The 26,261-nt window shown below is 72.8% G+C and carries 24 protein-coding genes and 1 tRNA gene; 14 read left to right on the plus strand and 11 right to left on the minus strand.

From position 1 onward, the window contains the following. Positions 1-32: 32 nt before the first annotated feature. The 4 genes from ER308_RS21460 to ER308_RS07660 all read right to left on the minus strand — a co-directional run bounded on the left by ER308_RS21460 (position 33) and on the right by ER308_RS07660 (position 4,574). Entirely contained in the window at positions 33-659 is a 627-nt protein-coding gene (locus tag ER308_RS21460) for a lysophospholipid acyltransferase family protein (protein WP_165491893.1), read from the minus strand. A gap of 167 nt (positions 660-826) precedes the next feature. Beyond that, positions 827-2,368 carry a phosphoenolpyruvate carboxykinase (ATP) gene (locus tag ER308_RS07650; protein ID WP_165491894.1) on the minus strand — a complete coding sequence of 514 codons (1,542 nt, stop codon included), beginning with the start codon at positions 2,366-2,368 and terminating at the stop codon, positions 827-829. A 171-nt stretch (positions 2,369-2,539) separates the two neighbouring features. Next, positions 2,540-2,803, minus strand: a complete 264-nt coding sequence (locus ER308_RS07655; RefSeq protein WP_131154437.1) for a hypothetical protein — start codon at positions 2,801-2,803, stop codon at positions 2,540-2,542. Next, positions 2,778-4,574 carry an MBL fold metallo-hydrolase gene (locus ER308_RS07660; RefSeq protein ID WP_131154438.1) on the minus strand — a complete coding sequence of 599 codons (1,797 nt, stop codon included), beginning with the start codon at positions 4,572-4,574 and terminating at the stop codon, positions 2,778-2,780. Before ER308_RS07660 ends, ER308_RS07655 begins: the two co-directional genes overlap by 26 nt. Positions 4,575-4,808: 234 nt before the next feature. On the opposite strand from ER308_RS07660, the gene ER308_RS07665 reads away from it, so the two are divergent. Next, positions 4,809-5,999, plus strand: a complete 1,191-nt coding sequence (locus ER308_RS07665; protein ID WP_165491895.1) for an acyl-CoA dehydrogenase family protein — start codon at positions 4,809-4,811, stop codon at positions 5,997-5,999. Between the two features lie 52 nt (positions 6,000-6,051). Here the strand turns inward: ER308_RS07665 and ER308_RS07670 are convergent, their stop codons facing one another. Next, positions 6,052-6,492 carry a hypothetical protein gene (locus ER308_RS07670; protein ID WP_165491896.1) on the minus strand — a complete coding sequence of 147 codons (441 nt, stop codon included), beginning with the start codon at positions 6,490-6,492 and terminating at the stop codon, positions 6,052-6,054. 402 nt (positions 6,493-6,894) lie between these two features. Between ER308_RS07670 and selA the strand changes: the two genes are divergently transcribed. The 3 genes from selA to selB are packed head-to-tail and all read left to right on the plus strand — an operon-like array spanning position 6,895 to position 12,335. Then, positions 6,895-8,253, plus strand: a complete 1,359-nt coding sequence (gene selA / locus ER308_RS07675) for an L-seryl-tRNA(Sec) selenium transferase (protein ID WP_131154441.1) — start codon at positions 6,895-6,897, stop codon at positions 8,251-8,253. A 28-nt stretch (positions 8,254-8,281) separates the two neighbouring features. Beyond that, positions 8,282-10,414, plus strand: a complete 2,133-nt coding sequence (locus tag ER308_RS07680) for a chloride channel protein (RefSeq protein ID WP_131154442.1) — start codon at positions 8,282-8,284, stop codon at positions 10,412-10,414. Between the two features lie 28 nt (positions 10,415-10,442). Continuing rightward, positions 10,443-12,335 carry a selenocysteine-specific translation elongation factor gene (gene selB, locus ER308_RS07685; protein WP_131154443.1) on the plus strand — a complete coding sequence of 631 codons (1,893 nt, stop codon included), beginning with the start codon at positions 10,443-10,445 and terminating at the stop codon, positions 12,333-12,335. Between the two features lie 9 nt (positions 12,336-12,344). On the opposite strand, the gene ER308_RS22020 is transcribed toward selB, so the two are convergent. From ER308_RS22020 to ER308_RS07700, 3 genes are all read right to left on the minus strand, one after another. After that, positions 12,345-12,809 carry a RidA family protein gene (locus ER308_RS22020; protein WP_131154444.1) on the minus strand — a complete coding sequence of 155 codons (465 nt, stop codon included), beginning with the start codon at positions 12,807-12,809 and terminating at the stop codon, positions 12,345-12,347. 19 nt (positions 12,810-12,828) lie between these two features. Continuing rightward, positions 12,829-13,125, minus strand: a complete 297-nt coding sequence (locus ER308_RS22025) for a WhiB family transcriptional regulator (RefSeq protein ID WP_131154445.1) — start codon at positions 13,123-13,125, stop codon at positions 12,829-12,831. Positions 13,126-13,516: 391 nt separating this feature from the next. After that, positions 13,517-15,067 (minus strand): NfeD family protein, encoded by a 1,551-nt coding sequence (locus ER308_RS07700; RefSeq protein ID WP_131154446.1) that lies wholly within the window; start codon positions 15,065-15,067, stop codon positions 13,517-13,519. A gap of 173 nt (positions 15,068-15,240) precedes the next feature. On the opposite strand from ER308_RS07700, the gene ER308_RS07705 reads away from it, so the two are divergent. From ER308_RS07705 to ER308_RS07745, 9 genes are all read left to right on the plus strand, one after another. Next, positions 15,241-16,215, plus strand: a complete 975-nt coding sequence (locus ER308_RS07705) for an ArsA family ATPase (RefSeq protein WP_131154447.1) — start codon at positions 15,241-15,243, stop codon at positions 16,213-16,215. Between the two features lie 28 nt (positions 16,216-16,243). Then, positions 16,244-17,395: an ArsA family ATPase gene (locus tag ER308_RS07710; RefSeq protein ID WP_205745953.1), complete on the plus strand. Its 1,152-nt coding sequence runs from the start codon at positions 16,244-16,246 to the stop codon at positions 17,393-17,395. A 225-nt stretch (positions 17,396-17,620) separates the two neighbouring features. Next, positions 17,621-20,140, plus strand: a complete 2,520-nt coding sequence (locus ER308_RS07715) for a transglycosylase domain-containing protein (RefSeq protein WP_165491898.1) — start codon at positions 17,621-17,623, stop codon at positions 20,138-20,140. Further along, positions 20,137-21,120: a metallophosphoesterase gene (locus ER308_RS07720; RefSeq protein ID WP_205745954.1), complete on the plus strand. Its 984-nt coding sequence runs from the start codon at positions 20,137-20,139 to the stop codon at positions 21,118-21,120. The genes ER308_RS07715 and ER308_RS07720 overlap by 4 nt, the downstream gene beginning before the upstream one ends. A gap of 44 nt (positions 21,121-21,164) precedes the next feature. After that, a tRNA-Pro gene (locus tag ER308_RS07725) sits at positions 21,165-21,239 on the plus strand. A gap of 82 nt (positions 21,240-21,321) precedes the next feature. Beyond that, positions 21,322-21,606, plus strand: a complete 285-nt coding sequence (locus ER308_RS07730) for a MazG nucleotide pyrophosphohydrolase domain-containing protein (RefSeq protein WP_131154449.1) — start codon at positions 21,322-21,324, stop codon at positions 21,604-21,606. Beyond that, a complete protein-coding gene (locus tag ER308_RS07735) occupies positions 21,594-22,853 on the plus strand; it encodes a GNAT family N-acetyltransferase (RefSeq protein ID WP_131154450.1) in 1,260 nt (419 codons plus the stop codon). The genes ER308_RS07730 and ER308_RS07735 overlap by 13 nt, the downstream gene beginning before the upstream one ends. A 56-nt stretch (positions 22,854-22,909) precedes the next feature. Continuing rightward, a complete protein-coding gene (locus ER308_RS07740) occupies positions 22,910-23,638 on the plus strand; it encodes a VOC family protein (RefSeq protein WP_165491899.1) in 729 nt (242 codons plus the stop codon). A 163-nt stretch (positions 23,639-23,801) separates the two neighbouring features. Next, a complete protein-coding gene (locus tag ER308_RS07745) occupies positions 23,802-24,524 on the plus strand; it encodes a class I SAM-dependent DNA methyltransferase (RefSeq protein WP_131154452.1) in 723 nt (240 codons plus the stop codon). 13 nt (positions 24,525-24,537) lie between these two features. On the opposite strand, the gene ER308_RS22750 is transcribed toward ER308_RS07745, so the two are convergent. The 3 genes from ER308_RS22750 to ER308_RS07755 are packed head-to-tail and all read right to left on the minus strand — an operon-like array spanning position 24,538 to position 25,151. Beyond that, the gene (locus ER308_RS22750; protein WP_276319879.1) at positions 24,538-24,666 is read right to left on the minus strand and encodes a hypothetical protein; all 129 of its coding nucleotides are present in this window, start codon (positions 24,664-24,666) and stop codon (positions 24,538-24,540) included. A gap of 45 nt (positions 24,667-24,711) precedes the next feature. Beyond that, positions 24,712-24,954, minus strand: a complete 243-nt coding sequence (locus ER308_RS07750) for an ATP-binding cassette domain-containing protein (protein ID WP_131154453.1) — start codon at positions 24,952-24,954, stop codon at positions 24,712-24,714. Further along, positions 24,951-25,151, minus strand: coding sequence for a hypothetical protein (locus tag ER308_RS07755; RefSeq protein ID WP_131154454.1), 201 nt, complete (start codon positions 25,149-25,151; stop codon positions 24,951-24,953). The genes ER308_RS07750 and ER308_RS07755 overlap by 4 nt, the downstream gene beginning before the upstream one ends. A 204-nt stretch (positions 25,152-25,355) precedes the next feature. Here ER308_RS07755 and ER308_RS07760 point away from each other — a divergent pair, with 204 nt between their 5' ends. After that, positions 25,356-26,252: a type IV toxin-antitoxin system AbiEi family antitoxin domain-containing protein gene (locus ER308_RS07760; protein ID WP_131154455.1), complete on the plus strand. Its 897-nt coding sequence runs from the start codon at positions 25,356-25,358 to the stop codon at positions 26,250-26,252. Positions 26,253-26,261: the final 9 nt, after the last annotated feature.

Consider the following 26,261-nt stretch of genomic DNA (forward strand, 5'->3'; position numbering starts at 1 on the left):
GCGGGGATGGCTGGCCTCGCAACGCCCCGTGGTCAGTGCGGCTCGGCGCCCGCCAATAGGCGCGCGGCCGGCATCAGACTCCGAATGCGGGAGAGCGTGGTCCGGGCCAGCACCCTCGCGGCATCACGGTCACCCGGCCTCACCGCAGGCGGAGGCCACAGTGGCGGGCCGATTGCCACTCCCGCCGGCGTGCGGACCGCGCGCTGCCGCTGCCCCTCACCCGCACGCGCGAGACCCCACGAAGCGATCGGCACGATCGGGACCCCGGCCGCGATGGCGAGACGACCGATCCCCGGGCGGGCCTCGACGGGCCGGTCGACGGTGATGCGGCCCTCCGGGTAGAGCAGCACGAGCTCCCCGTCGGCGAGACGGCGCCGCGCTCCGGCCAGCGCCTCCCCGCCGCGTCCACGCTGCACGGGGATCTGACGGCCCACCCGCAGGAAGGGGCCGGCCACGGAATGCTCGAACGCGCCGGCCGCGACCATCCCGCGCACGCGCCGACCGCCGGCTCGGTGGGCCAGCGCGGCCATGACGACCGGGTCCTCGTAGGAGACGTGGTTGGGCGCGAGCAAGGCCGGGCCGGCCGGGGGGATGTGCCCGAGCCCGCGGACCCGTAACCGGTACCGCCCCCGGACCCACAGATCGAGTACGCGGACCACCGCGGCGTAGACCGGCTCACGGTCGGGTGCGGGGTCGGAGGGATTCCGGTCCGACCGGGCCGGGCGGGCCGACCGGGCCGGGCGGGCCGACCGAGCCGACCGGGCCGACCGGGCCGACCGGGCCGGCCGGTGGGCGCGATCCGGCCGACCGGAATCCGATTCGGGGATCAGCCCACCGCCTCGATGATGCCCGGCTCGAGCCCTGCGTGTTCGGCGAGGAACGCCTGCCGAGCCTGCTTGAGCGCCGCGACCTCCCGCGCGTACTCGTCGCTGCGGCCCAACCGCTCGTACAGGCGGCGGGGCTGCAGGAGCTCGGGATCGTCGAACTCGGGCACCTCCGTCGCCACGAGGTACCCGAAGTCGGGGTCGCGCTCCCAGCGGATCGTCTCCTCGGCAATGGCCTTCACGATCGCGGACGAGTGCGGGATCTTCACGTTCTTCGATCCCGGCACGTCCTCGCCACCGCCAACTCGGCCGGTATTGAGCACGAAGACGCCGAAGTCATAGTCCATCGAGCGCATCAGCTCGGCCAACCGGTTGCCCTGCAGGTACTCGTGCCCCAGAAAGAACGGGTTCGTGCCCGGCACCCGCAACGACTTGCCGGCCTCGGCGGCGCCGCCCGCGCTCGTGCCCTTGGTCTCACCGAGCATGAAGTAGGCGACGGCCTGCTCGACCGAGGCCATCCTCGCGACGGCGGGTTGCAGGGTTTCGTTCGCGTTCAGGATCAGCAGGAAGTCGGCCTTGCCGAGCTTGCGCGGATCGAAATGGTCGATCGCCGACAACGAGAACGTTCCGCGTCCATTCGCGGTGTAACTGTCGTCGAAGAAGTCCACCCGGCCGTGCTCGTCGACGGCCACGTTCTCGAGCCATGCCTCGGGGGAGGCGAGCGCGTGGTAGATCGTCGGTTCGAACTCGGGATCGAGCCCGAAGGTCTTCGCGAAACAACCGTTCTCGGTCGAGTAGACGTCCCCGGCCTCGGTGAGGGCGACGATGTCGTCCTGCACGGGCAACGAGTTGTTCTGCCGGGTGAACGTCGTGGTCGTCTTGCCCGTGCCGGACAGGCCGATGATCAGTCCGACCTTCTCGCCGTCCTCGGTCGGGATGACCTTCGCGCCGGCATGCATGGCGAGCGCACCCTGGCGGAAGGCCCAGTCCATCCACATCCGCAGGCCGCCCATCTTCGACTCGCCGAAGTAGTCGATCCCGAACACGCGGGTCGTCCACTCGTCGACGTCGATCGTCACGAGCCGTTCCTCAGGGTACCCGGGGGCGGAGAGGTTGGGCGTGTAGAGGACGGTGAAGGCCTCCTCCTCCCGCCAGTCCGCGTCCTTCGGGTAGTACAGCTGCTGCTGCATCCCCGGGATGTTGGCGTTCGACGCCTCGATGAAGACGCGCGCGGGGCGTTTGAGGGGCGAGTTCTCGGGCCCGATGTACCCCTCGACGAGCACCATGTCCTGCTCGGCGATGTAGGCGTTCTGCCGCTCCGCCTCCGCAAGGTATTGGTCACGGGGCATCGTCGGCTTCGACGACCATGACGGATCGTCGGTGACCACGAACGTGGAGCCCGCCGAGCGCGCGGTCACCTCCGTGGTGACGTTGAAGTTGCCGAATTCGGTCCGCTGGGCGTTCGGCATCGTGCGGACGAAATCGCGCAACTCGTCCTGCGTCGGGTTCGCAACGATCGATCTGGCCGGCGGCAACGTGCCCACGACGGCACCTCCCTTCTCGACGGCCGTTGCTACGCCCCGTCGCGCAGTCTGTGAACGGCCGCGCTGTGGTGAGCGTAACGCCGAGTCCGGACAGACCCGAAATCGTTCGGGGCCCTTAGGCGGCACCTCGGGGAGAGGCGACCCCCACCCCTCCGGCGCATGGCGCCGCGATCAGCCCTCGTCCGCGTCAGGGATCCGATCGGCCTCGGGGTCGGCGGGCAGCTCGTCGAGTTCCTCTCCCTGCCGGTCCTCGGGAGCCGGGATCATCCCTTCGCCGCCGCGCTCTCCGCCGGTGGCCAGGACTCCCGCGATGATCCCCAGTGCGAGCACCGCGAGCGCGATGAGCCCCAGCGCCAGCAGCATGCGCCGATCGCTTCGCTGCTGGTCGGCGGTCGTGTTCGCACCGCCCTCAACGCCGCCTCGCCGGACGGACACCAAACGCCTCCTCGTCGTCGCCGCAGCCCCCAGGATCGCGCACGATGCGGTCCTCCGCGACCAGCTTTTCGAGGTGGGCGCGGACGGTGAGCGCCGCGGCGGGGTGCAGCGCGGGATCCACGTCGGCGTACACGACCTCGACGACGTCCCGCGCGGACCGAGCGCCCCGCTCGAGCGCGGCGAGAACCTGCTGCTCACGTTCTCGCCGGTGGGCGAGGTAGGCGTCGACCACATCACCGGGCCGGTCCCGCGACGGGCCGTGGCCCGGGTACAGGGCGGTCGCGTCCAGGCGGCGGAGGCGCTCCAGCGACTCGAGGTAGGCGGCCAGGTCCCCGTCGGGCCAGGCCACGACGCTGGATCCCCGACCGAGCACGTGATCGCCGGTCAGGACGGCGCCGGTGTCGACGACGCGCAGGCACAGGTGGTCGCTCGCGTGTCCGGGCGTGTGCACCGCCTCCACCGTCACGCCGGCGGCATGCACGGCCTCCCCGTCGGACAGCGACCGGGGCTCGGCCCGCTCGGCGGCGGCCGCCGCGCTCGCCACCTTCGGGGGGTCGAACGCGCGGAGGGGTACACCCCACGCCTCGGCCCATCCCGCCGCCTCCGCGTGGTCGCGATGGTGATGGGTCACGATGACCGCCACGATCTCCGCGTCCCGATCGCCTGCCGCCTGCTCGACCGCCCGCCGGTGCTCGGCGTCCTCGGGGCCGGGGTCGACGCACACGACCTCGCCCGACCCGGGTGCACCGAGGAGGTAGGTGTTCGTCCCGTCGAGAGTCATCGGCGACGGGTTCGGGGCCAGCACCCGCGTGGTGAGGGGATCGAGCTCGGCGCGCGCCTCCACACAGCCTCCTCTCGTGGGACCGGTCGTGCGACCGGCATCCCGGTCAGGGGTCCCGGTTCCCCATTCGGGGAGTTCGGTGGCCAACAGGCCCTCGGGATACCCGTCCTCGCCCGGATCGATGATCGTCGGGCGGCCCCCCGCATCGCGGGCGACGTGGGGGAGGTGGGGCCGCAGTTCGCCGGCCGTCGCGAGACCGTGGGCCTGCCCGGTCGACTCGCAGTCGGCCAGCGCGTGCAGGGTCCGGATCGTGGGATGGATCAACGGGAGCTCGCCCCGCTCGGCCGCCGCGAGCGCGCCGGCCGGGGTCATCCACCGGTGCGCGGTCGTCTCGACCTCGTCCGAGACCGCGACCTGCTCGTCGGGTGCGGTGGCCAGCAGGAAGAGCGTGTCGAAGCGCCTCGGCTCGCGGCGAGGGGTGAGCCAACGCCGGAAGGGCGTCAGGCTCCCGGTGTCGGGTGCCAGCCCGCTGCTCCACAGCCACGCGTGGAAATCGGCCGCCGTGGCGGAGCCGGAAACAAGCCCCTGCCGCTGTGCGATGCGCCCGCCGACGAGCTCGGCCCCTGCCGCGAGCTCGTGGTCGGTCCGGACCCGGCGGGCCAAGAGGATGCCCGCCTCTTCGAACGTCTCGCGCACCGCCGCCGCGTGCCAGCCGGCAACCTCACCGACCCGCGAGCGCAGCCGCCTCGCCCGGTCCGACAGGTCCATCGCGGCGTGCCGCTCGAGAGGAACCGCACGGTCGGCCTCGTCGACGGCGCCACCGGGGAACACCCACGCTCCCGCCGCGAAAGGGCTGTCCTCCCTCTTGCGCAGCAGCAGCACCTCCATGCCGTGCGGGCGGTCACGGACGAGCACAACCGTCGCTGCGGGGCGCGGCGGGACCGGCGTCGGTATCCCGTCCGTGGCGGAACGTGGCGTCGCGTTGGGCACGGTGGGAGGCTAACCGCCACGAACCCGGCCGCGCGGCCGCGTATCGATGCCCCCGAGTGGCCGTGCGCGCCGTGGCCGTGCGCGCCGTGTCCGCGCGGCCGCGTATCGATGCCCCCGAGTGGCCGTGCACCCACGCGACCGTGCGCGGACACCGCACCGGCCCGTCGGACCAGGGCAGGCGAACGGCCATTAACATGCAGCGGGCTGGGACGCGCCGAGCCCGAAGGAGTATCTGTGGACTTCACGATCCCCAGCGAGCTCGACGCGTTGCGGGCGTCGTTCGCGACCTTCCTCGACCGGGAGGTGCGCCCCCTGGAGGACCAGCTCGCGGAGGCGCTGCGCCGCGAGCCGGTCGGCCCGGACGTCCAGGCAGCGGCGAACAGCGTCCGGCGGCGTTCTTGCGAGGCAGGGTTCTACGCCGCGCACATGCCCGAGCAGGTCGGCGGGTGGGACCTCTCGGCCCTCGGCATGACGTTGCTCGTGGAGGACGCCGCACGCTCCGGACTCGCCCTCGCGGGGTACGCGCTCGGCCCACCGAACCCGCACGCCCCCACCCCGCTGCTGCTGGAGCTCCCCGAGCACCTGCGGGACCGCTACGTCGCTCCGTTGATGCGCGGCGAAGCGACGATGTGCTTCGCCCTCACCGAGCCGGAGGCCGGCAGCGACGCGCAGGCGATCACCACCCGAGCCCGACGCGAGGGCGACGAGTGGGTCCTCGACGGGATGAAGCACTACATCACGAACGGGGAGGACGCCGACCTCGCGATCGTGTTCGCCGTCACCGATCCCGACAAACGCGCGCAGGGCGGCATCACCGCCCTCCTCGTGCCGCGCGAGGCGTACGCGGTCGGAGCGACCCAGCTGACCATGGCCGACAGCCACCCCGTCGAGCTGTTCTTCGACGGCTCTCGGGTGCCATCGGACCATGTCGTGGGCGAGGTGGGGCAGGGCTTCTACGCGGCCATGCGCTTCCTGAACGCCGGGCGCGCGTACATCGGAGCGCAGTGCCTCGGGATGGCCGAATGGTGCGTCGACCAAGCAGCCGCGCACGCCCGCACGCGGGAGGCGTTCGGACAACCGCTCGCCTCGTTCCAGGGCGTGACGTTCCCCCTCGCGGAGTCGAAGGCCGAGATCGAGGCGATGCGCTGGCTCACCTATCACCTCGCCTGGAGCTGCGACGAGGTCGCCGCCGAGCGGGATCCCGGCGACGGCGTGCCCTTGGACTCGTCCGTCGTCAAGTGGTTCAACACCGAGTACGCCCACCGGATCGCCGACCGCTGCCTGCAGGTGTTCGGCGGCCAGGGGCTGCTGCGGGACGGGCCCATCGAACGGGTGCTGCGCCACCTGCGGATGCTCCGGGTCGTCGAGGGCGCAAGCGAAGTACAGCTCATGGTCATCGCCCGTGCCCTGACCGGCGGCCGGTAGACACCTGGAACCACCGCACCTCGCCCGCCGGGCGGCCGTCGCCCGCGCCCATCTAGCCCATCGGCCGGTCGACCTGGGGGTCGACGACGGGCGCGTGGGCAGCGGCATCGGAGAACGCCTCGGCGACCTCGCCCCGCTCGATCCCGTACCACCCGCACGTGCAGCACGCGATCGCGTGACGAGGGAAGCTGTTGGCGTCGTCCATCGGCGGGCGCACGTCGCGCACCCAGGCCTCGTGATGTTGCAAGCGCCGCGGCTGCCACAGCGCAGCGATCATGAGCAACAGCCCGGCCCACCCCACTGTGAGGGCCACGGGCAGGAGCTCGGGGCTCGGAGCCAGCAACGTGGGCAGGATGGCGGCCGCGGCGAGCACAGCACCCAGCGCCATCGCGCGACCTCGCAGTCGCTCCCAGGCAACGAGCCAGGCCGGCGGCGTGTCGCGGCGGCCTGCCGGTGCCGGGCGGGGCGGCCCGTCGTCGGCGTCATCGGCCATGTCGCCCGCAGCGTACCCGGCACCTCCACACCCGGACCCATGGCGCCCGCAGCCGCACCCAGGACGCCCCCAGCCGCACCCAGGACGCCCCCAGCCGCACCCAGGACGCCCGCAGCCGCACCCAGGAGGCCTCCAGCCGGACTCATGGTGCGGTTGGCCGCGCATCCGCGGGCAACCGCACCGCCGGTCCCGAGCCCCCGACTCCTGGCCAACACCGCTGGCACGGATACCCGCGGATGCGCGGGCAACCGCACCGCCGATCAGAACGCGCGGGTAACCGTACCGCGAGCGCGCCGAAAGCAGTGCGCCGAGCTCCTCGGACACCGACCCTCCACCCAAGGGCGAGCGATCCAGCCGTGGCGAGGGGCGAGCGGTCCGCCCGGAGCAGGCATGATGGTCGTCATGAGCAACCGCGCCGCACTGCGGGACCTCCCCCGGATCGACGATCTCGTCGCGGCCTCACCCGAACTGGTCGACGACTACGGGCGCGACGCTGCGACCGCCGCCCTGCGACGGGCGGTGGAGGCCGCGCGGACCGCCCTCGTCGCCGGACAGCCAGCCTCCGCGGAGACCACGGCCCTGCAGGAGACCGCCCGAGCCGAGCTCGCGGCACGGCGGCCCGATCCCCCGGCCCCGGTGATCAACGCCACCGGGGTGATCGTGCACACCAACCTCGGCCGGGCGCCCCTGTCGGGAGAGGCCCGCCGGGCGCTCGACGCCGCCGCGGACGCATGCGATCTCGAGGCCGACCGCGACAGCGGCGCTCGGAGCTCGCGTCTCAGTCGCCTGGAGCCATTGGTCGCCGACGCCTGTGACGCGGAGGCCGGCTTCGCCGTCAACAGCGCGGCCGGGGCGCTCGTGCTCGTGCTCGGGGCGCTCGCTGGCGGCCGCGAGGTCCTGGTGAGCCGGGGCGAGCTCGTCGAGATCGGAGGGTCCTTCCGCCTGCCCGAGATGATGCAAGCCGCCGGGGCGCGCCTGGTCGAGGTCGGCACCACGAACCGCACGCGCGCCCGCGACTTCGCCGAGGCCGGGGACGACGTCGCGCTGATCCTCTCCGTCCACCCCTCCAACTACCGGATCGAGGGCTTCGCCGAGGCTCCCGCGATCGGCGATCTCGCGGCGGTCGCACGAGAACGCGACGTCCCGCTCGTGCACGATGTCGGCAGCGGGCTGCTCTCCGACGAGGACGCGCCGTGGCTCGCCGACGAGCCGAGCCTGTCGGGATCCCTCGCCGCCGGAGCCGACCTCGTCTTCGCGAGCGCCGACAAGCTGCTCGGGGGCCCGCAGGCCGGCCTGCTCGCCGGCCGGGCCGAGCTCGTCGACCGTTGCCGCCGCCACCCCCTCGCCCGAGCCGTGCGCCTCGACAAGCTCCGGATCGCGGCCCTCGTCGCCACGCTGCGGGCCCATCTCGACGGGCGGCGCGCGTCGCTCCCGGTGTGGGCGATGCTCGAGGCCCACCCGGACGACCTGGCCGAGCGGGCCGGTCGGCTGGCCGAGCAGTTGGGGGGCAGGGTGGTCACCGGAGCATCGGTCGTGGGGGGCGGAGCGGCGCCGGGCCGCGAGCTCCCCTCCCCGGCGATCCGGCTGCCCGACACCGATCCCGACGCGCTCGCGCACGCGTTGCGCACCGGTGATCCGGCTGTCTGGCCCCGCGTCGAGCACGATGCCGTCCACCTCGACCCGCGCACGGTCCCGGCCGAGTTGGACGAGCGGCTCGTGGACGCGATCCGAGCCGCTCGGACCGAACGGGCGCCGCGCTGAGCACTCGGGCCGGTAACCTGCGCCCGCCATGAGCGCTCCCGTCGCCCGACGCATCGCCAACGCAACGGCCCACGGCGCCACTGCCCTCCGCCGTCTGGTCAGTGCCGGCGCCGCGCGTCTCGGCTCCCGCAGCGCGGTCCTCTCCGCCATGGCGATCGTGATCGGACTCGCGACCGGCCTCCTCGCGGCCGCCCTCTTCCTCGGCATCTCCTGGGCACGCGACACCGTGTTCGACGGGACCGCGGAGTTCGCGCCGAGCGTCCCGATCGTCGTCGGCGTGCCCACGATCGGAGGGCTGCTCGTCGGCCTGCTGGTGTGGCGGCTTGTCCCCGAGGCCCGCGGCTCGGGCATCAGCCAACTCATGGAAGCCATCGCTCTGCGCGGCGGGCACGTCCGTGGCCGCGTGGTGGGGGGAAAGCTGGCCGCGAGCGCGGTCGGCCTCGGCACGGGTGGCTCCGGCGGCCGCGAGGGGCCCGTCGTCCAGATCGGCGGGGCGGTCGGCTCGCTGCTCGGACGTGCCGTCGACACCGACGAGGACGAGACCCGCTCGCTCATCGCCGCGGGCGCGGCGGGCGGGATCGCCGCGTCGTTCAACGCGCCCATCGGCGGGATGCTCTTCGCCCTCGAGGTGATCCTCGGCCGTTTCGGCATCCGCCACCTCCAGACCGTCGTGCTCGCCGCCGTGGTGGCGTCCGTGACCGCCCGCCAGATCCTCGGGGAGCAACTGATCTACCGGCCGCCGGCCTACTCCCTCGGGGAGCCTCAGGAACTCCTCCTCTACGGGCTGCTCGGCCTCGTCGCCGTGATCGTCGGCGTCGGTTACGTCCGAGCGATCGCCCTGAGCGAACGGCTCGCCGCACAGCTGCCGATGGCGTTCCCGCTGCGCACCGCGTTGGGAGGGCTCGGGGTGGGGCTTCTCGCACTCGCGGTGCCCGAGGTCCTCGGCACCGGTGATCGTATCCCCGACGTCGCGGGCGGCCTCACCGAGCCGGTGGCCGCGATGTTCTCCGGTGCCGTCGCCCCGACCATGCTCCTGACCCTGCTCGCGGCGAAGTTCGTCGCAACGTGCCTCTCGCTGGGCACCGGCAACGCCGTGGGTTCCTTCGGTCCGCTGTTGTTCCTCGGCGCGGCGCTCGGCGGTGCGTTCGGCCACGGCGCACAGGTGCTGATCCCGACCGCTGAGCCGGGTGCCTTCGCCCTCGCGGGCACCGCGGCGGTGATCGCGGCCGCCAGCCGCGCCCCGCTGACCGGTGCGCTGCTCGTGTTCGAGCTCACCGGGAGCTACGACCTGGTACTGCCGATCATCCTGGCCGCCGGCGTCGCCACGGTGCTCGGCGACCGGGTGTTCGGGCCCTCGCTCTACACCGAGCCGTTGCGCCGCCGGGGCATCACCTACGAGGTGGGCGAGGACGTCGATGTCCTGCAGACCGTCACCGTCCGGGAGGTCATGAACACGGACCCCGACATCGTGACGGCCGACACCCAGCTGCCCGACCTGCGTGAGTGGTTCCGCGACACCCGCCACCACGGCGCGCCGGTGGTCACCGTCGACGACAGCGGCACCCACCGCCTCGTGGGTGTCGTCACCCTCACCGACATCGCCGGGGCCGACGAGCCCGGTCCCGGGCGGCTCGGGGACACCGGCGACATCTTCTCGATGTCGTCCCGGATCCGCGAGCTCACCGCCGCCGACATCTGCACCCGCGACATCGTCACGGTCACCCCCGAGGCCCCCATCTACCGGGCCGTGCAACGGATGGCGGCCCTCGACGTCGGCCGGTTGCCGGTGGTGGATCGCCGCGATCCCGAACGGCTCCTCGGGCTCGTTCGTCGGGCTGACATCGTCCGTGCCTACCGCCAGGCGCTGCAACGCAGCCTGGGCGAGAGTCAACGGCGCCAGCGTTCACGCCTGCGCGATCTCGCGGGCGCGCGGTTCTCCGAGCTGGTGGTGGCCCCCGACTCGTCGGCCGCGGGCCGCCGGGTCAGCGAGGTCGACTGGCCGGCCGGCACGGTGCTCACCAGCGTCCGTCGGGGCGACGAGCTGATCGTGCCGAACGGCGACACGGTCCTCGAAGCCGGCGACGAGCTCGTCGCGCTGCAGCGATCCGGCAGCACCGCCGAACTGTGGCGACTCGTCGGGCCGCCACCCGATCGCCCGTGACCGCCGCCGACGGTTAGGCTCGCCGGTGATGCGCGTTGTCTGCACGGCCGGGCACGTCGACCACGGGAAGTCGACGCTCGTGCGCGCGCTCACGGGGACCGAACCCGACCGGTTCGCCGAGGAGCAGGAACGCGGGCTGACGATCGATCTGGGGTTCGCGTGGACCGACCTGACGCCCGGCGAGGCCGACCCTCGCACCGTCGCGTTCGTCGACCTGCCCGGTCACGAGCGCTTCGTGGGCAACATGTTGGCGGGCGCCGGCTCGGTGACGCTCGCGCTGCTCGTGGTCGCCGCCGACGAGGGCTGGATGCCCCAGAGCCGGGAGCACATGCAGATCCTCGATCTGCTGGGGGTGCGTCACGGCGTCGTGGCGATCACCAAGACCGACGCGGTCGACGCCGAGACCACCGAGCTGGCCGTCGAGCTCGTCCGCGAGGAGCTCGCGGGCACGGGCCTGCACGACGCGCCGATCGTGCCGGTGAGCGGCGCCTCCGGCGACGGGTTGGAGGAGCTGCGCTCCCGGCTGCGTGATCTCGTCACCACCGCACCCGAACCCGCGGATGTCGGCCGGCCCCGGCTGTGGGTCGACCGCGCCTTCACGATCTCGGGAGCCGGCACGGTCGTCACCGGGACACTGCTCGGCGGTGCGGTCGAGGTCGGCGAGACGCTCGCGGTGCTGCCGGACGGTCCACGGGGCCGGGTCCGGGGCCTGCAGCAGCTCGGCCGCGACACGCGGGTCGCCCGACCGGGCTCGCGGGTGGCGATCAACCTCGCGCGGATCGAGCGCGGCGCGGTGCCGCGCGGCACGGCCGTCGGGCGGGCGGACGCGTGGCTGCCGGTGGCCGAATTCGAGGCCCGGGTCCGTGCCCTGCCCGGCGCCGAGCTGGGGTCTCGAGGCGCGTGGAAACTGCATGCCGGCACCGCCGTGGTACCCGCCGGGCTCGCCCCGATCGGGCGGCCGGCGCGGGGCGACGACCCCGAGGGCCCGGAGGCGCCGTGCCGGATCACGCTCGACGAGCCCTTGCCGCTCGCCGCCGGCGATCGCTTCGTGCTTCGGGAGAGCGGGCGCGATGCGACGCTGGGCGGTGGGATCGTGCTCGATGCCGCACCACCGCACCGGCGGCGCGGGCGCGCCGCCCGCGAGCGGCGCAGCACCGTGCTCACGGAGCGGGAGCGCGCGCTCGCCGCGGGCGACCGGGTCGCCCTCGTCGTCGCACACGTCACCGAGCGCGGCCTCGCCGCGCCGAGCCACGCCGCGGCCGCGGTGGGTGGGACGCGCGCGGACGTCGCCGCCGCCGAGCTTCTCCCGGTGGGGGAGCAGGTCGCCGATCCGGCCGCCGTCGCGCGATGGGGCGACGAGGTCGTCTCGGCCCTCGCCGCGCACCACACCGATCATCCGGTCCAGGCGACGGCCCCGAAGGCGCTCGCGATCGACGCCGCCGTCCGGGCCGGCTGCCCGCGCGCGAACGCCGAGGACCTCCTCGCGACCCTGCATGCCCAGGGACGGATCGTGCTCGAGGGGCCGGGGGCGCGCATCCCCGACCACCGCGTCGTACTGAGCGAGGAGGAGGCCCGCGCCCGGGACGAACTGCTGTCCGCACTGCGGGACTCGCCCTTCGCGCCGCCGCCGTTGTCGTCGCTCGCGCGCGACGCGGGCGCTTCGACCGCGCTCGTCCGGGAGCTCGAGCGCCGCGGCGAGATCGTGCGGCTCGGCGAGGACCTCGCGCTCGCGGCGGACGCGATCGAGGACGCGCACGCCCGCCTGCACGCCGCGTTCGTGTCCGAGGGGCCACTCACCGCGGCACGAGCCAAGGACGTGCTCGCCACCACCCGCAAGTTCGCCCTCCCGCTGCTGGAGCTCCTCGACAAGCGCGGGGCCACGCGCCGCGTCGGCGACGAGCGGGAGGTGCAGGCGCCGTGACCGGGCTGCTCAGTCGAGCACAGCGAGCGCGTCGGCCTCCACGGGCGAGCCGAGCGGCAACGCGGCGACACCCACCGCGGCGCGTGCGTGGCTACCGGCGTCGCCGAGCACGTCGCCGAGCAACTCCGACACCCCGTTCGCGACGAGGTGCTGCTCGTTGAAGCTCGGGTCGCAGGCGACGTAGACGCCGACCCGCAGGAGGGTGACCCGTCCGAGGTCGCCCTCCGCGGCGGCTCGGAGCTGGGCGAGGAGGTTGATCGCGCACTGGCGCGCGGCAGGCTGGACGGATTCACGGTCGAGCTCGGCGCCCAGGCGTCCGGAGAGGACGAGTTCCCCGCCCGCCGCGGCGATCTGCCCGGAGACCTGCACCCACCCTTGGTGGATTCGGGTCGGGACGTAGGCTGCGGCCGGAGCGGGCGGCTCCGGCAACGAGATGCCGAGCTCGCGCAGGCGTTCGTCGGGATGCACGGCCACGCTGCCCCTTCGACGGCTGCTAGCTTGCGGTCCGCCGCTGCAGCACCAGCTGCCGGCGCTCGGATTCCGTGTGACCGCCCCACACCCCGTGGGGCTCACCGACCGACAATGCCCAGTGCAAGCACTCGAGCCGCACGGGGCACCCCGCGCAGACCTCCTTCGCGGCGGCCTCACGGGCCAGACGGTCCGCCGTCGGTTCCACGTCGACCGGCGGGAAGAACACGTCCGCGTCGACCTCGCGACAGGCCGCGTAGTCCTGCCAATCACGCTCGGTCGCCTGCGCAAGGTCGGGTTGTGGTGATCTCGAGCGAGCCAATGCTGCTCCGTTGACGGCCGGCGGCGAGCGTACCTTGTGCGCTCAAACCGCACTAGATCGGATGTTCGCCCGCGGGTAGGCGAGCGGCGTTGTCCCATCGTCCCCTGTGATCGTGCGTGTCTCACGGGTCCACCACACGAGCCGGGCCAGCGCGGAGATCGAGGCCTCGCTGGTGACCCCCGGTGGCCACGCCGTCCCATGGTGGACACGATGGACCCGTGTGGGCAGTATCGTCACGATCGGCGCTGCACCCAAGGGGTGCGTGAGAATCCGGCTCGATCGGCGGCGATCGACGGCCGATCAGGAGTCCCTGCCGGCCACCGTCCTCCCGCGGGTCAACAGCCTCCCGCCGGCCAACGAGCTCCTGCCGGCCAGCGGACGTCCGCGCGGCTCAGGGGTCCCCGGCGGGCTCGCGCTCGGCGGGTTCGACGGCCAGGGCCTGCCGCTCGTGATCCAGGCCGGTCACCCGAACGCTCGTACCGGTCGGCACCTTGCCGACGTCCTCGGGTGCCCGCGCCCGCCAGAGCTTGCCGTCCACGAACACGTGGCCCTCGGGGTTCAGCATCGAGCGCACGACACCGGTGTCGCCGACGGCGTCCTCCGCCCCGGCGAGCGCTTGTTGCCCCTGTGCCCGCAGCACCCCCGTCATGATCGCGACGAAGAACACCACGCAGAAGACGACCACCAGCGCGACCGCCCAGCCAACGGGCTGCAGCGGCGGCGGGCCGCTGAACAACTGCCAGGAGCCGAGGGCCAGCGCCGCGGTGCCACCGGCGGTGACGAGCCCGAACCCGCCGATCGCCAGGTCCACCGCCAGGAGCGCGAGCCCGATCAACAGGAGCAGCAGCGCCCACCACGCGACGGGGAGGACCCACAGACCCCATGCCCCGGCCGCGAGCAGCCCGGCGCCAGCGATGCCCGGGACGCCCATGCCGGGCTGGAAGACCTCGAAGAGGATCGCGAGCAAACCGCCGACCACCAGCAGGTAGGCCAGCGTGGGGTCGGTGACCCCGTGCAGGATCGCGTCCCAGACCCCGAGGTTGTCGAAGCGCACCTCCGCGCCACCCGGATCGATCGCGATGGTCCGCTCGCCCCCCGCGGTCATGACCTCGGCGCCGTCGACCGCCGCGAGCACGTCCGGCAGCTCGCCCGCAGCGACATCGAGCGCGCCGGCGTCCAGGAGCTCCGCATCGGATCCCATCGTCGCCGCGTCGGGGTCGACCGCCCACGGCAGCGCGTCCGGGTCGACATCGGTCGGCTCGCCGGGCCCGAGCGCCACGACGGCACCACCGGTGACCATGTCCCGTGCGAGGTCGGGGTCCCGACCACGATCGTCGGCGTAGTCACCGAGCACGTCCGCCACGCGCTCGGCCTCGTCGGGGTCGGGCTCGGGGACGGCATCCCGGTCGGCGTCGGCGAGGTCGACGGCGCCCGCGCCGCCGAGCACCGAGGCCGGGGACATGGCCAGCACGTGGGCCGACTGGGCGACGACCGCGACGCCCCCGGTCGCCTCGGCCCCCGCGGGGCCGATCCAGGCGACGACCGGCACCTCGCTCGCGTCGATGCGCTCGGCGAGCGCCAGTGCGTCCGTGCGCAGTGCCCCGGGGCTGTCGAGCTCCAGGACCAGCACCTGGGCGTCGGCCTCCCGGGCCCGCTCGAGCGCGTCCTCGATCTGCCCGACGATTCGGCCGTCCAGAGGCCCCTCGACCTGAACGACCTCCACCTGCGAGCCGCCCTCCCCGGAGTCGGACTCGGCAGCAGCGATGCTCGGCCACAACGCGAGCAGGAGACCCGCCACCAGTGCCGCAGCACCGAGTGCCCGCCGCGCCGAGCGGAACGCGTCCGTCGCGATGGGAGGGGGTGAGGCGGGACCTCCGTTGCGGGAGGCTCGGGCGGGGGTACCGGTGCGGCACGCACCCGCCCGGACGAGCGAAAAGCGCATGGACGTCAGTCTAGGCGGGGCCGCCCGCGGCCGCTGAGTGGCGCGGCCACCCGTCGGTAGCTGGATGGCGCGGCCGCCCGCCGGCTAGCCGGATGGCGCGGCCGCCCGCCGGGTACACCTCCGCCGAGCGCGCGGTCGCGCGGGGCCGTAGCCGATGACCGAGAGGAGCGCCCGTGCAGGCAGCCGACCTGCTCGATCCGCGCGTGCTGTTCGTGACCGGCAAGGGTGGGGTCGGCAAGTCGACCGCCGCGGCCGCGGTCGCGCTCGCGGGCGCACGGTCGGGCCGGCGCACGTGCCTGGTCGAGGTCGAGGGTCGGCAGACGATGTCCCGCCTGTTCGAGACGCAGCCGTGGGACTTCGACGAGCGCGAGTTCCGCCCCGACCTGTTCGGCATGTCGATCGATCCCGAGGCCTCGCTGACCGAGTACCTCGAGATGTTCTACGGCGCACGGAGGCTCTCGAAGCTCGTCGTCGGGTCGACCGCCGTGGAGTTCGCGACGACGGCCGCTCCCGGGATCAAGGACGTGCTGCTGATCGGGAAGGTGAAAGAACTCGAGCGGCGGCGGGATCCCGACGGCCGGTTCCACTACGACCTCGTGGTCGTGGACGCGCCGCCGACCGGACGGATCGTGAACTTCCTGCGCGCCCCCGACGCCACGACCGAGCTCGTGAATGTCGGCCCGATCCGCAACCAGGCGCAGTCCCTCGTGGACATGGTGCTCGATCCCGAGCGGACGCACCTGCAACTCGTGACGCTCCTGGAGGAGATGCCGGTGGAGGAGACCGTGCAGTCGGTGGGTGCCCTGCGCGAGCTCGGCGTGACGGTCGGCCCACTGCTCGTGAACCGCGTGCTGCAACCCAAGGGCGACGATTCGGTCCAGAAGCTGCTGGCCGCGGGCCTCGACGGGGGGGAGCTCACGACGATGCTGAACGGGGCCGGGCTGCCGGTGAGCGACGACACCGTCGCCGACCTCCTCGCCCGCGGCGAGCGGCATGCCCACCGCATCGCCCTGCAGGAACGGATGCGCGAGCAGCTGGTCCGACGCAGCGAGGTGCCGATGCTCGAGCTGCCGTTCCTCTCGACCCGTGCGTTCGGGGAGGCGGAGGTCGGGCGGCTTGCGGAGGAGATCGCCGAGGTCGTGACATGAGCCCCATCGACACCGGGACGGTGCACCCGTGAGCCCGAGCCGGGACGCGGCGATGATCGAGGCCGCGCGCGCAGGGGATCTCGACGAGGTCATCGCCGGGTCGCACGTGATCGTGTGCACGGGCTCGGGAGGGGTCGGCAAGACCACCACGGCTGCCGCGATCGCGGTGGCCGCCGCGCGCAAGGGCCGGCGCACGATCGTGCTGACGATAGATCCGGCGCGCCGCCTGGCCCAGTCGCTGGGACTGTCCTCGCTCGACAACTGGCCCCGGCCGGTCGAGGCCGTCGACGGGCTCGACGCGATGATGCTCGACATGAAGCGCACGTTCGACGAGGTCATCGAGCGGCACGCCGACAGCGCGGAGCACGTGCGCAACATCACTCGCAACCGCTTCTACCAACAGCTGTCCTCGAGCCTCGCGGGCACGCAGGAGTACATGGCGATGGAGAAGTTGTACGACCTGCATCGGGAGGGCACGTATGACTGCATCGTCATCGACACTCCACCGACACGAAACGCACTCGACTTCCTCGATGCACCACGACGGTTGACCGATTTCCTCGAAGGTCGTTTCCTGCGGATGTTCCTGTCCCCTGGGGTGACCGCGGGACGCTGGGCCGGCAAGGCGGTCGGCTTCGGCACGGGGATGTTCATGCGAGCCGCCTCCCGCATCACGGGCTCCGGCGTGCTCGAGGACCTCGGTGAGTTCTTCCAGTCGTTCGAGGGCATGTACGAGGGGTTCAAGCAACGGGCGAACGACGTCTATCACCTGCTGCAGAGCAGCGAATCGGGCTTCGTGGTGGTGTCCACCGCCGAGGATCACACGCTGCGCGAGGCACGGTACTTCCTGCAACGCCTCGCCCGGGACGGGATGCCCACCGCCGGCCTCGTGGTGAACCGCACCACCCCCCCGCTGCCCGACGAGCTCGCCGATTCGCCGCACCTTCGCACCGCCGCGGCGTCGCTCGCCGACGGCGAGGAACCTGCCCCGGCCGCCGCCGCACTGCTGGAGCTGGCCGCCGAGGACGACGCCGTCGCCCACCGCGAGCACCGGGCCCTGGTCGCCGGGCTGCACCGCACCGACCCCGGCGTGCTCGTCGAGATCCCGCAGCGCGCCGAGGACATCCACGATATCGGCGGGCTCGACTGGGTGGGCGCACACCTGCGGGGCGTGGCGTAACGGCGACTGCGCCTCGGGTCGGCCACCCCGCCCGCTACACTGTGTCGCATCCGGGGCGCGTTCCGGCGACCCGGGCAGGCGGATCCGATCGCGTACCCCGCCACTGACCGGCCACGTCACCGATCCCCCACCGGCGACTGCATGAGCGCACCCCGTTCCTCGAGTTCGCGCGGGTCCCCGAGCCCGCCGCTCCGGACCACGCCAGGACCCGAGGCGCTGCTCGGGATGATCTTCCTGATCCTCGGCGCGAGTGCCCTGGTGGCGGCGAGCCTCACCCCGGCGGCGGCCCTCGCGGCGAGCTCAGCGCGGGCGCTCGAGTCCTTCTTCGACTTCCCCCCGTTGTCGGACGACCTCGGCGACCCGTGGGAGCGCAGCGTCATCACCGATCGCGACGGCGGTCAACTGGCCGTCATCCGGGAGGAGAACCGCACCACCGTCGACCTCGACGAAGTGCCCCGGCACGTGCAGCGCGCGGTGCTGGCGACCGAGGACGCCAGCTTCCTGGAGCACGAGGGCGTCAACTGGTCAGCGATCGCGCGCGCGGCCGTCAGCAACGTCCGGGCCGGCGAGATCACTGGTGGTGGCTCGACGATCACGCAACAGCTCGTGAAGAACATCGCGCTCTCGGGAGAGCAGACGGTCGACCGCAAGCTGCAGGAGGCGGTCTACGCCATCGAGCTCGAGAACACCCTGTCGAAGGCGCAGATCCTCGAGGCGTATCTGAATGAGGCCTACTTCGGCAACCGCGTCTACGGCATCGCGACCGCCGCGGAGTTCTACTACGGCAAAGAGGTCGGCGATCTCGAGGTCGAGGAGGCGGCCCTGCTGGCCGGCGTCATCCGTGCCCCCACCGCGAACGACCCCATCGAGCATCCCGACCAAGCCCTCCAGCGTCGCAACATCGTCCTCGCCCAGATGGCCCGCCAGGACTGGTTGTCCGAGCACGAGGCCCGTCAGCTCGCAGAGGAGCCGCTCGACCTCGATGTGGAGCCGCTGCCCGAGCCCGAGCAGCCGTTCTTCGTCGACTACGTGCACGAGCTGTTGCTGAACGAGCCGATGCTGGGCGATGACCGGGACGACCGTCGCCGACGGATCCGCCAGGCGGGACTGGAGATCCGCACGACGCTGCACCCCGAGCTGCAGGACCTCGCTCAAGAGACGATCCGCGACGTCCTGGACGGCGCGGACGACCCCGACGGCGTGCTCACCACCATCGACCCCACGACGGGGGAGATCCTCGCCATCGGCGTCGGACCCCGCGAGTACGGCGAGGACGAGGGCCAGACGCAGGTCAACCCGGCGAGCGCCGACCTCGGTGGCAGCGGCCGCCAGCCCGGCAGCGTCTTCAAGGCGTTCATGCTCGCCGCCGCACTCGAGGACGGGCTGTCGCCCGGCTACGTGCACGACGGCGGGCAGGAGTACGAGTTCGAGCAGCTCGAGTGCGGCAGCGACGACTACAGGCCCAGCAACTACGGCGGGGCCTCCCACGGGACCCTCGACATGGCGGACGCCACCGAGATCTCGAGCAACGTCTACTTCGCCCACCTCCTCGACGAGGTCGGGATCGAACCGCTCATCGACGTGACCGAGCGCGTGGGTCTGACCCTTCCCCACGCCGAACAGGTCATCGCCGAGCAGCGGTGCTCGGTCGTGCTCGGCGGCGAGGACGTGTTCCCCCTGGAGATGGCCGGGGCCTTCGCGACACTCGCCAACTCCGGTGAGCGCTGTGAGCCCCATGCGATCATCGAGATCCGCGACCGCCGCGGAGATCTGATCACGGAGAGCGACGACGAGTGCGCCAGCACGGTGGCCCCCGAGGTGGCCGATCGCACCAACGACCTGTTGCGCGAGCCGATCGAATCGGGCACCGCAAGCGAGCACGGGCAGATCGGCCGCCCGGCGGCCGGCAAGACCGGCACGACCAGCGACCACCGCGACGCGTGGTTCGTCGGTTCGGTGCCACAGCTGACCACGGCCGCCTGGATCGGCCACGAGCAGCCTCGCGAGATGACCCACGACGCCTGCGGTGGACCGGTCACCGGCAGCTGCCTGCCGACGATCCTCTGGGCCGACTACATGCGCGCCGCCGTGGACGTGCTCGACCTCGAGCCCGAGGAGTTCCCGGAGCCGCCCGCCATCCCCGAGACCTCCGTGCCCGACGTGGTGGGCGACGAGGAGGACGATGCGGCCGAGACGCTCGAGGACGAGGACCTCACGGCCTCCTCCACCACCACCAGCCACTGGGCCCCCGCGGGCATCGTGGTCGATCAGTCGCCCGAGGGCGGCAGCCGCGTGGACGAGGGCAGCCAAGTGGCGCTCGAGATCTCCGACGGCACCGACGAGGTGCCGCAGATGCTCGACCTCATCGGCCGACGAGTCGACGAGGTCGACCTGCTCACCTGGATCGACTTCGACGTCGACGAGGTACCCGTCGAGGATCCCGACGCAGTGGACCGGATCCTCGATCAGTCCCCCGCGCCGGGGACCCCATTGTTCGACGGCGTCGACCAGGTCCCGGTGGTCCTCGCCGTCGGGGTACCGGCGACCGCGGACGAGCCCGGCGTGGAGACCGGCCTGCCCGGACTGCCCGACCGCATCGAGGACGACGGGGGCGAGGAGAGCGACACGGCAGGCGAGGACAACGACAACGGGGCGGGCGAGGACGAGATCGGCGAGGACGAGATCGGCGAGGACGAGATCGGCGAGGACGAGATCGGCGAGGACGAGATCGGCGAGGACTCGTGACGCGCTCGGGCCTGCGCGGCATCGTCGCGGGCGCCGCGGCGACGACGGTCGCCACGGCGGGCTGGGCAACGCTCGTCGAGCCCCGCTGGTTCGCGTTGCGCGAACGCGTGGTCCCGTCGCTGCCCCGCACGGCCTCGCGACCCCTGTCGATGCTGCACCTCTCGGACCTGCACCTGCAGCCGAGCGGCCTTGCCGGGAGGGCCTCGCGCGCCAACACGCTGCGCCGCTTCCTCGAACGCTGCCTCGCCGAGGACCCCGATCTCGTCGTCGTCACCGGCGACCTCACCGGTCACCCGGATGCGATCGACGAGGTGATCGCCACGTTGGCGCCCCTCGTGGCCGAGCGCCCGGGCCTCGTGACCCTCGGCTCGAGCGACGCCTACGGGCCGACGCCCCACAACCCACTGCGCTACCTGCTCCAGCCCGACGGCAGGGACCCCGACAAGCCCTTCGGACCCCCGGTCGACACCGGCCGACTGCTGCGGGGACTCTCCACGACGGGGTGGACGGTCGTTGAGAACGCCGGCGCGCGAGTGGACACGCCGAGCGGACCGATCGATGTCGTCGGTCTCGGGGACGCGCACATCGACGCCGATCGACCGGAGGCGGTACCCGCGGGCGCGATCGCGCCCGACGTGCTGTTACGTCTCGGTGTCGCGCATGCGCCGTACGCCCGGGTGCTCGAGGAGCTCGCGCGACGCGGCTGCCATCTCGCCGTGTGCGGTCACACGCACGGTGGTCAGGTGCGGGTCCCCGGCATCGGCGCGCTCGCGACGAACTGCGACCTCCCCAGGCGCCAGGCCTCGGGCGTCTCGGCATGGAACGGACTGCCGCTGCACGTCTCCGCGGGGCTGGGAATGAATCGCTACTCGCCCTACCGGTTCGCCTGCCGCCCCGAGGCCACGATCCTGCGTCTGGTGCCCGCCGGCCCTGACGCACCCGACCGGGCAGCCGCCCAACCGCGCCGCGCGCAGCTTTGAGGGGCCGTGCCCGTGCGGCTAGGCTGGCCGCTCGAACGGTCTGACGGGATGTAGCGCAGCTTGGTTAGCGCGCCACGTTCGGGACGTGGAGGTCCCCGGTTCAAATCCGGGCATCCCGACGGCTGAATCGGCCCGCGGTCACTCGCCGCGGGCCGTTCTGCGTGCGGCGCACGCAGCCCGCGAGTGACAGACTCTGCCGCCATGCACCTCGCCGAGTTCCAACAGCAAATGGCCACCCTCTACGGGGAGCGCGATCGGGCCCGCGGCCTGGCCCGCTCGTTCGCGTGGTTCACCGAGGAGTGCGGTGAGCTGTCGCGAGCGCTGTTCCGGGGCGACCACGCCGACCGAGAGCGGGAGTTCGCCGACGTCCTCGCCTGGCTGGCCTCCCTCGCGGAGCAAGCGGATGTCGACCTCGCCACCGCGGCGGAGCGCTACGCCTCGGGCTGTCCGCGTTGCGGCTCGACACCCTGTGGATGCGGACGATGATCGGCCTCGCACCGGGCAGCACTCCCGGCTCGCCCGCCCGCGACACGGCACCCGACCGCCCCGAGCGGGCACATCGAGCCGCAGTGCGCCTGGAGCCACGGCACCTCGACTCGTGCTTGCACAACCGCACGTCCGCGTTCGGCACCGCCCCCGAGACCGAGTCGGAGCGGATCGAGCGGCAGCTCGCCGACGGCGAGTTGTGGGGCCTCGTCGACGGTGACACCGTGCTCGCGCAGGCGCGGCTCGTGCCCACGTTCCACCGCCTCGGCGGCCGGCCCGTGCCCTGCCTGGGTCTCGCCGGCGTGGCCGTGCCCCCCGAGCAGCGCCGACACGGCTACGCGGCCACCCTCGTGCGTGACGTGACCGTGCTGGGCGCGGTCGAGGGCTTCGGCGCCTCGGTCCTCTATCCGGCAACGACCGCGTTCTATCGCGCGTTGGGATGGGAGCACGCGGGCACGCGCTCGCGCTATCGCGTCCTGACGCGGGCGGCGACGACGCGTGGCCCGACCATGCGCCTCGCGGACCGTCCCACCGACTGGGCCGCGCTGCAGCGGTGCCGCGAACGGTCGGTGGCCGACGTCGCGGGGACCGCGGTGCGCCCGCCGGATCGATGGCAACAGCTGGCCGACGCCCGCTACCGCTACGCGCTCGACGACCCCGAGCAGCCCGGGGAGCTCCGCGCCTACGCCCTCGTCGACCACGAGCACGAGCCGACCGACTGGCAGTTCCGTCTCCGCCTGCGCGACTGGGCCGCCACCGACCGTGGAGGTCTGGACGCGGTCGTCGCGCTGGTCGGCCAGAGCGACTCGATCGCCCGCGCTGCCGTCTTCGTCGACACGACGCCGGCGCGCTGGTCGGCGGTGCTGCCCGAGCAGGAGCTCGAGATCGCGGGGCAGCTGCACTGGATGGCCCGCGGCCTGGACCTGCCGGCCGCCATCGGCGCGCGCGGCTTCCCGGCGGGCCTGGCGTTGGCGGTCACCCTGCAGGTCGAGGACGAACCTGCGCTCGAGGAGGTCGTGCCGTCGGGGCCGTGGCGTCTGGAGGTGGCCGGCGGCGAGGGCCGCCTCGTCGACGTCCCCGGCGCCGACGTGCGCTTGGCGCCGCAGGCGGTGGGACCCCTGATCACGGGCTTCCGCAGCGCGAGCGACCTCCGGATGCTGGGGCTGGTCCGGGGCCCGAGCGACTCGCTCGAGCTCCTCGATGCGGCCTTCGCGGGGTCGTCGCCGAGCATGATCGACTTCTTCTGACTGCGGGACACGGCGGGGCGCCGGGCTCGTCGCCCCACGGACCGAGAGGAGGCCACGTGCCGATCACGTCCGTCATCGACCATGTCGCGGCAGCGGTGCCCGACCCTCGGGTCGCGAGCCAGCGCTGGGTCGACGAGCTGGGCGGTGGGACGCTCAACGACGCCTCGGGTGAGCACTTCGCCACCCGCCAGATCCGCTACACCGGCGGCGGCAAGCTGGAGCTGCTCGCGCCCCCGCCCGACGACGACTCCCCCGACAACTTCGTTCGGCGGTTCCTCGACCGGCGTGGCGCGGGCGTCCACCACGTGACGCTAAAGGTGCCCGAGCTGCACCCTGCACTGCGGGAGATGCAGGCGGCGGGCTACGAGGTCGTCGATGTTCAGGACACCCACCCCCACTGGTGGGAGGGCTTCATGCGGCCCTCGCAGGTCGGTGGCCTGATCGTGCAGGTCGCACAGTCCTCCCTGTCCGCGGAGGAATGGGCCGCGCAGTTCGGGCGGATCCCCGAGGCGCCGCACCGGGAGGCGGCCGAGCTGCGCGGCCCCCTGCTCGCCCACCCGGACCTCGGCGTCGCTCGGGAGCTCTGGGGCCTGCTGGGCGGCGACGTCCGCGACGAGGGCGATCGACTGCTGGTCGCCTGGCCCGACAGCGTGCTGACGGTGGCGATCGTCCACGGGAAGTCCGCAGGGCCGCGAGGGCTCCGCTTCGCGGGCTCCGGCACCCTGCCGCCGGACAACGCCGCGGGTCCCGCGGTCCTCGAGGAGAGCGCCCGCGACCGGGGGTAGCTCCCCGCCCGAGGTGGCTCCGCGCCCGAGGTGGCTCCGCGCCCGAGGTGGCTCCGCGCCCGAGGTGGCTCCGCGCCCGAGGGTCGAAGTGCGCCGCTATGGAGCATCTGTCCGGCCATTCGCCGCTAGCCTGCGTCCTCCCGGACGTCGAGAGGGCACGACGATGGACGATCCCACACAGTACGGGCGTGACTGGGCCGAGGACTACGACGAGTTGCACGGGGCCGACCCGAACCCGACCGTCGATGCGGTGTCGGACCTGGCCGGTGGCGGACCGGTGCTCGAGTTCGGGGTCGGCACGGGCCGCATCGCGCTGCCGCTCGCGGACCGGGGCCTCGAGGTGGTGGGGATCGATGCCTCCCCGGAGATGCTCGCCCGGCTGCGGGCGAAGCCGGGCAGCGAGGGGATCGAGGGGATCGAGGGGGACTTCGTCGAGGTGGCGGTCGACCGCCGGTTCACGATCGTACTGCTCGCGGCCAACACGTTGTTCGGCCTGCCGACGCAGGAGGTCCAGGTCGTGTGCTTCACGAACGCGGCGCGACACCTGACCCCCGACGGCGCGTTCGTCCTCGACGGGTTCGTGCCCGACCCGGGACGCTTCGACCGGGGGCAGCGCACCCAGAGCATGCGCGCGGGCGGCAACGAGGTCCTGCTGGAGAGCAGCCTCCACGATCCGGTGACCCAGCGGGTGGACAGCACGATCCTGCGCCTGGGCCGGGAGGGCGCTCGGACGTACCCGGTGTCGGTGCGCTACGCTTGGCCCACGGAGCTCGATCTCATGGCCCGACTCGCGGGCCTTCGACTGGCCGAGCGCTGGGGCGGCTGGCGCCGCGAGCCGTTCACGGCGTCCAGCGGCATGCACGTCTCGATCTACCGCCCCGCCTGAATCACGGCAGCCCCTACCGGCGGAGGGTGTCGTCGTACTCGACGATCCAGATCCACGTATCGTCCGGGTCGCGGATCTGCATGGATCGACCGAACGTCTCGTCGGCGATGTCCCGGTCGACCGCGATTCCGGCCTCCTCCAACCGTCCCCGGACCTTCTCGAGCGGCTCGTCGGCGATCAGGTTTAGTCAGAACCGACTCGGGTCATCGGCCGGGGGCAACTCGTCCGCCGTATGGAGACCGACCACGTGGCCCTCGCGGACCATCGCCGCGAACGTGCTCGTCCGGGTCCCTTCGTCGACCTCGTACCCCAGGGCGCGCCAGAACACGATCGAGCGTTCGAGGGCCCTGGACAGAACGATCGGCTGTGGCTGCATCAGCATCCCCCCTGCGGTGTCCGGCGTGGCGTCCGGCTCACGCGGCCGGCTCACGCGTCCGGGTTCGGGCCGCCCTCCACGGTCGAGGCCTCGTCCAACCCGTGGCGCTCGACCCGGTCGAGATGCGTGGCAAGCACCCGCTCGACGTAACCCGACAACGACGTGTCCGAGTCCACCGCCGCGTGCTTCACTCGCCTGATGAGCTCCGGCGGTAGGTAGACGTTGAACTGCTGCTTATCCTCGTAGGCCATGAAGGGAGGCTACTATACTAGCAAGCTAGTGTCAATCCCGGGGGTCCCCTCGGGTGCTGTTCCACCCCCGAGTCCCCTCAGGTGCGTTGGCCAGCCGCGCTGTGCCGACGGCTCATCAACGCACCCGGGGCAGGCCAGCGACCGTCCACAAGTCGCACGGGACTCGATGCGTGCGCTGCTGTCCGCGGCACGCAGGCTCGTCCCATGTCCATGTCCGCCCTGCTCTCGGCCGCCACGACCACGCACGGGTGCGTCACCACCGCCCAGGCCAACGCGCTCGGAATCGGCGAGGGCAAACTGCGTCAGCTGCGCCGAGAAGGCGTGTTGGAGACGGTGCACCGTGGCGTGCACCGCGTGGCCGGCATCCCTCACACCGCGCACCAGCCGGTGGCAGCCGCGCTGCTGGCCCTGGGCGATCGTGCGGCGGCCTCCCACGGCAGCGCGGCCCACCTGCTGGGCCTGGAACGCGTGCCTCGGCCGCTCCGACCACAGCTGCTCGTGAGCGGCAGCCACCGCAGCGAGCTGCCAGGCGTCGACGTGCGACGGACACGGACTCTGCCCGCCAAGGACGTCTGCGTCGTCGAAGGGCTGCGCTGTACGACCGGGGCCCGAACGATCATCGATCTCGCCGCGACACTGTCGGCCGAGGACGTGATCGCGCTCGTCGACGACGCGATCTGCGCCCGGGTCACCTCGCGCACGTGGCTGCACGCCCGGGCGACGGCGCTGTCAGTCGGTCGCTCCGGTGTGCGGACCGTGGCGCGGGTGACCCATACCGATGCTCCGGGCGTCTTCTGGTCCTGGCTGGAGCGGCGGTTCGACCAGGTGGTGCGGGCTGCGGCGTTGCCGCCACCCGTCTTCAACACTCCGCTGCCCGGGCACCCGCACATCGTCGTCGACGCCCTCTGGCTCGACCCACCGCTCGTGGTCGAGCTCGACGGCCTGCGGTTCCATGGCTCACCCGCACAGCGCCGCAAGGACAGCGCACGCGCCAACGAGATCGCGCTCGCCGGCTATCCCCTGCTGCGATTCACCTGGCAGGACGTCGTGGGCGAGCCGCAGCGGGTCGCTCGGGAGCTGCGCGCCGCTCTGCACGCGTAACCCGGGACG

It is taken from the genome of Egibacter rhizosphaerae, from assembly GCF_004322855.1.
Lineage (GTDB): Bacteria > Actinomycetota > Nitriliruptoria > Euzebyales > Egibacteraceae > Egibacter > Egibacter rhizosphaerae.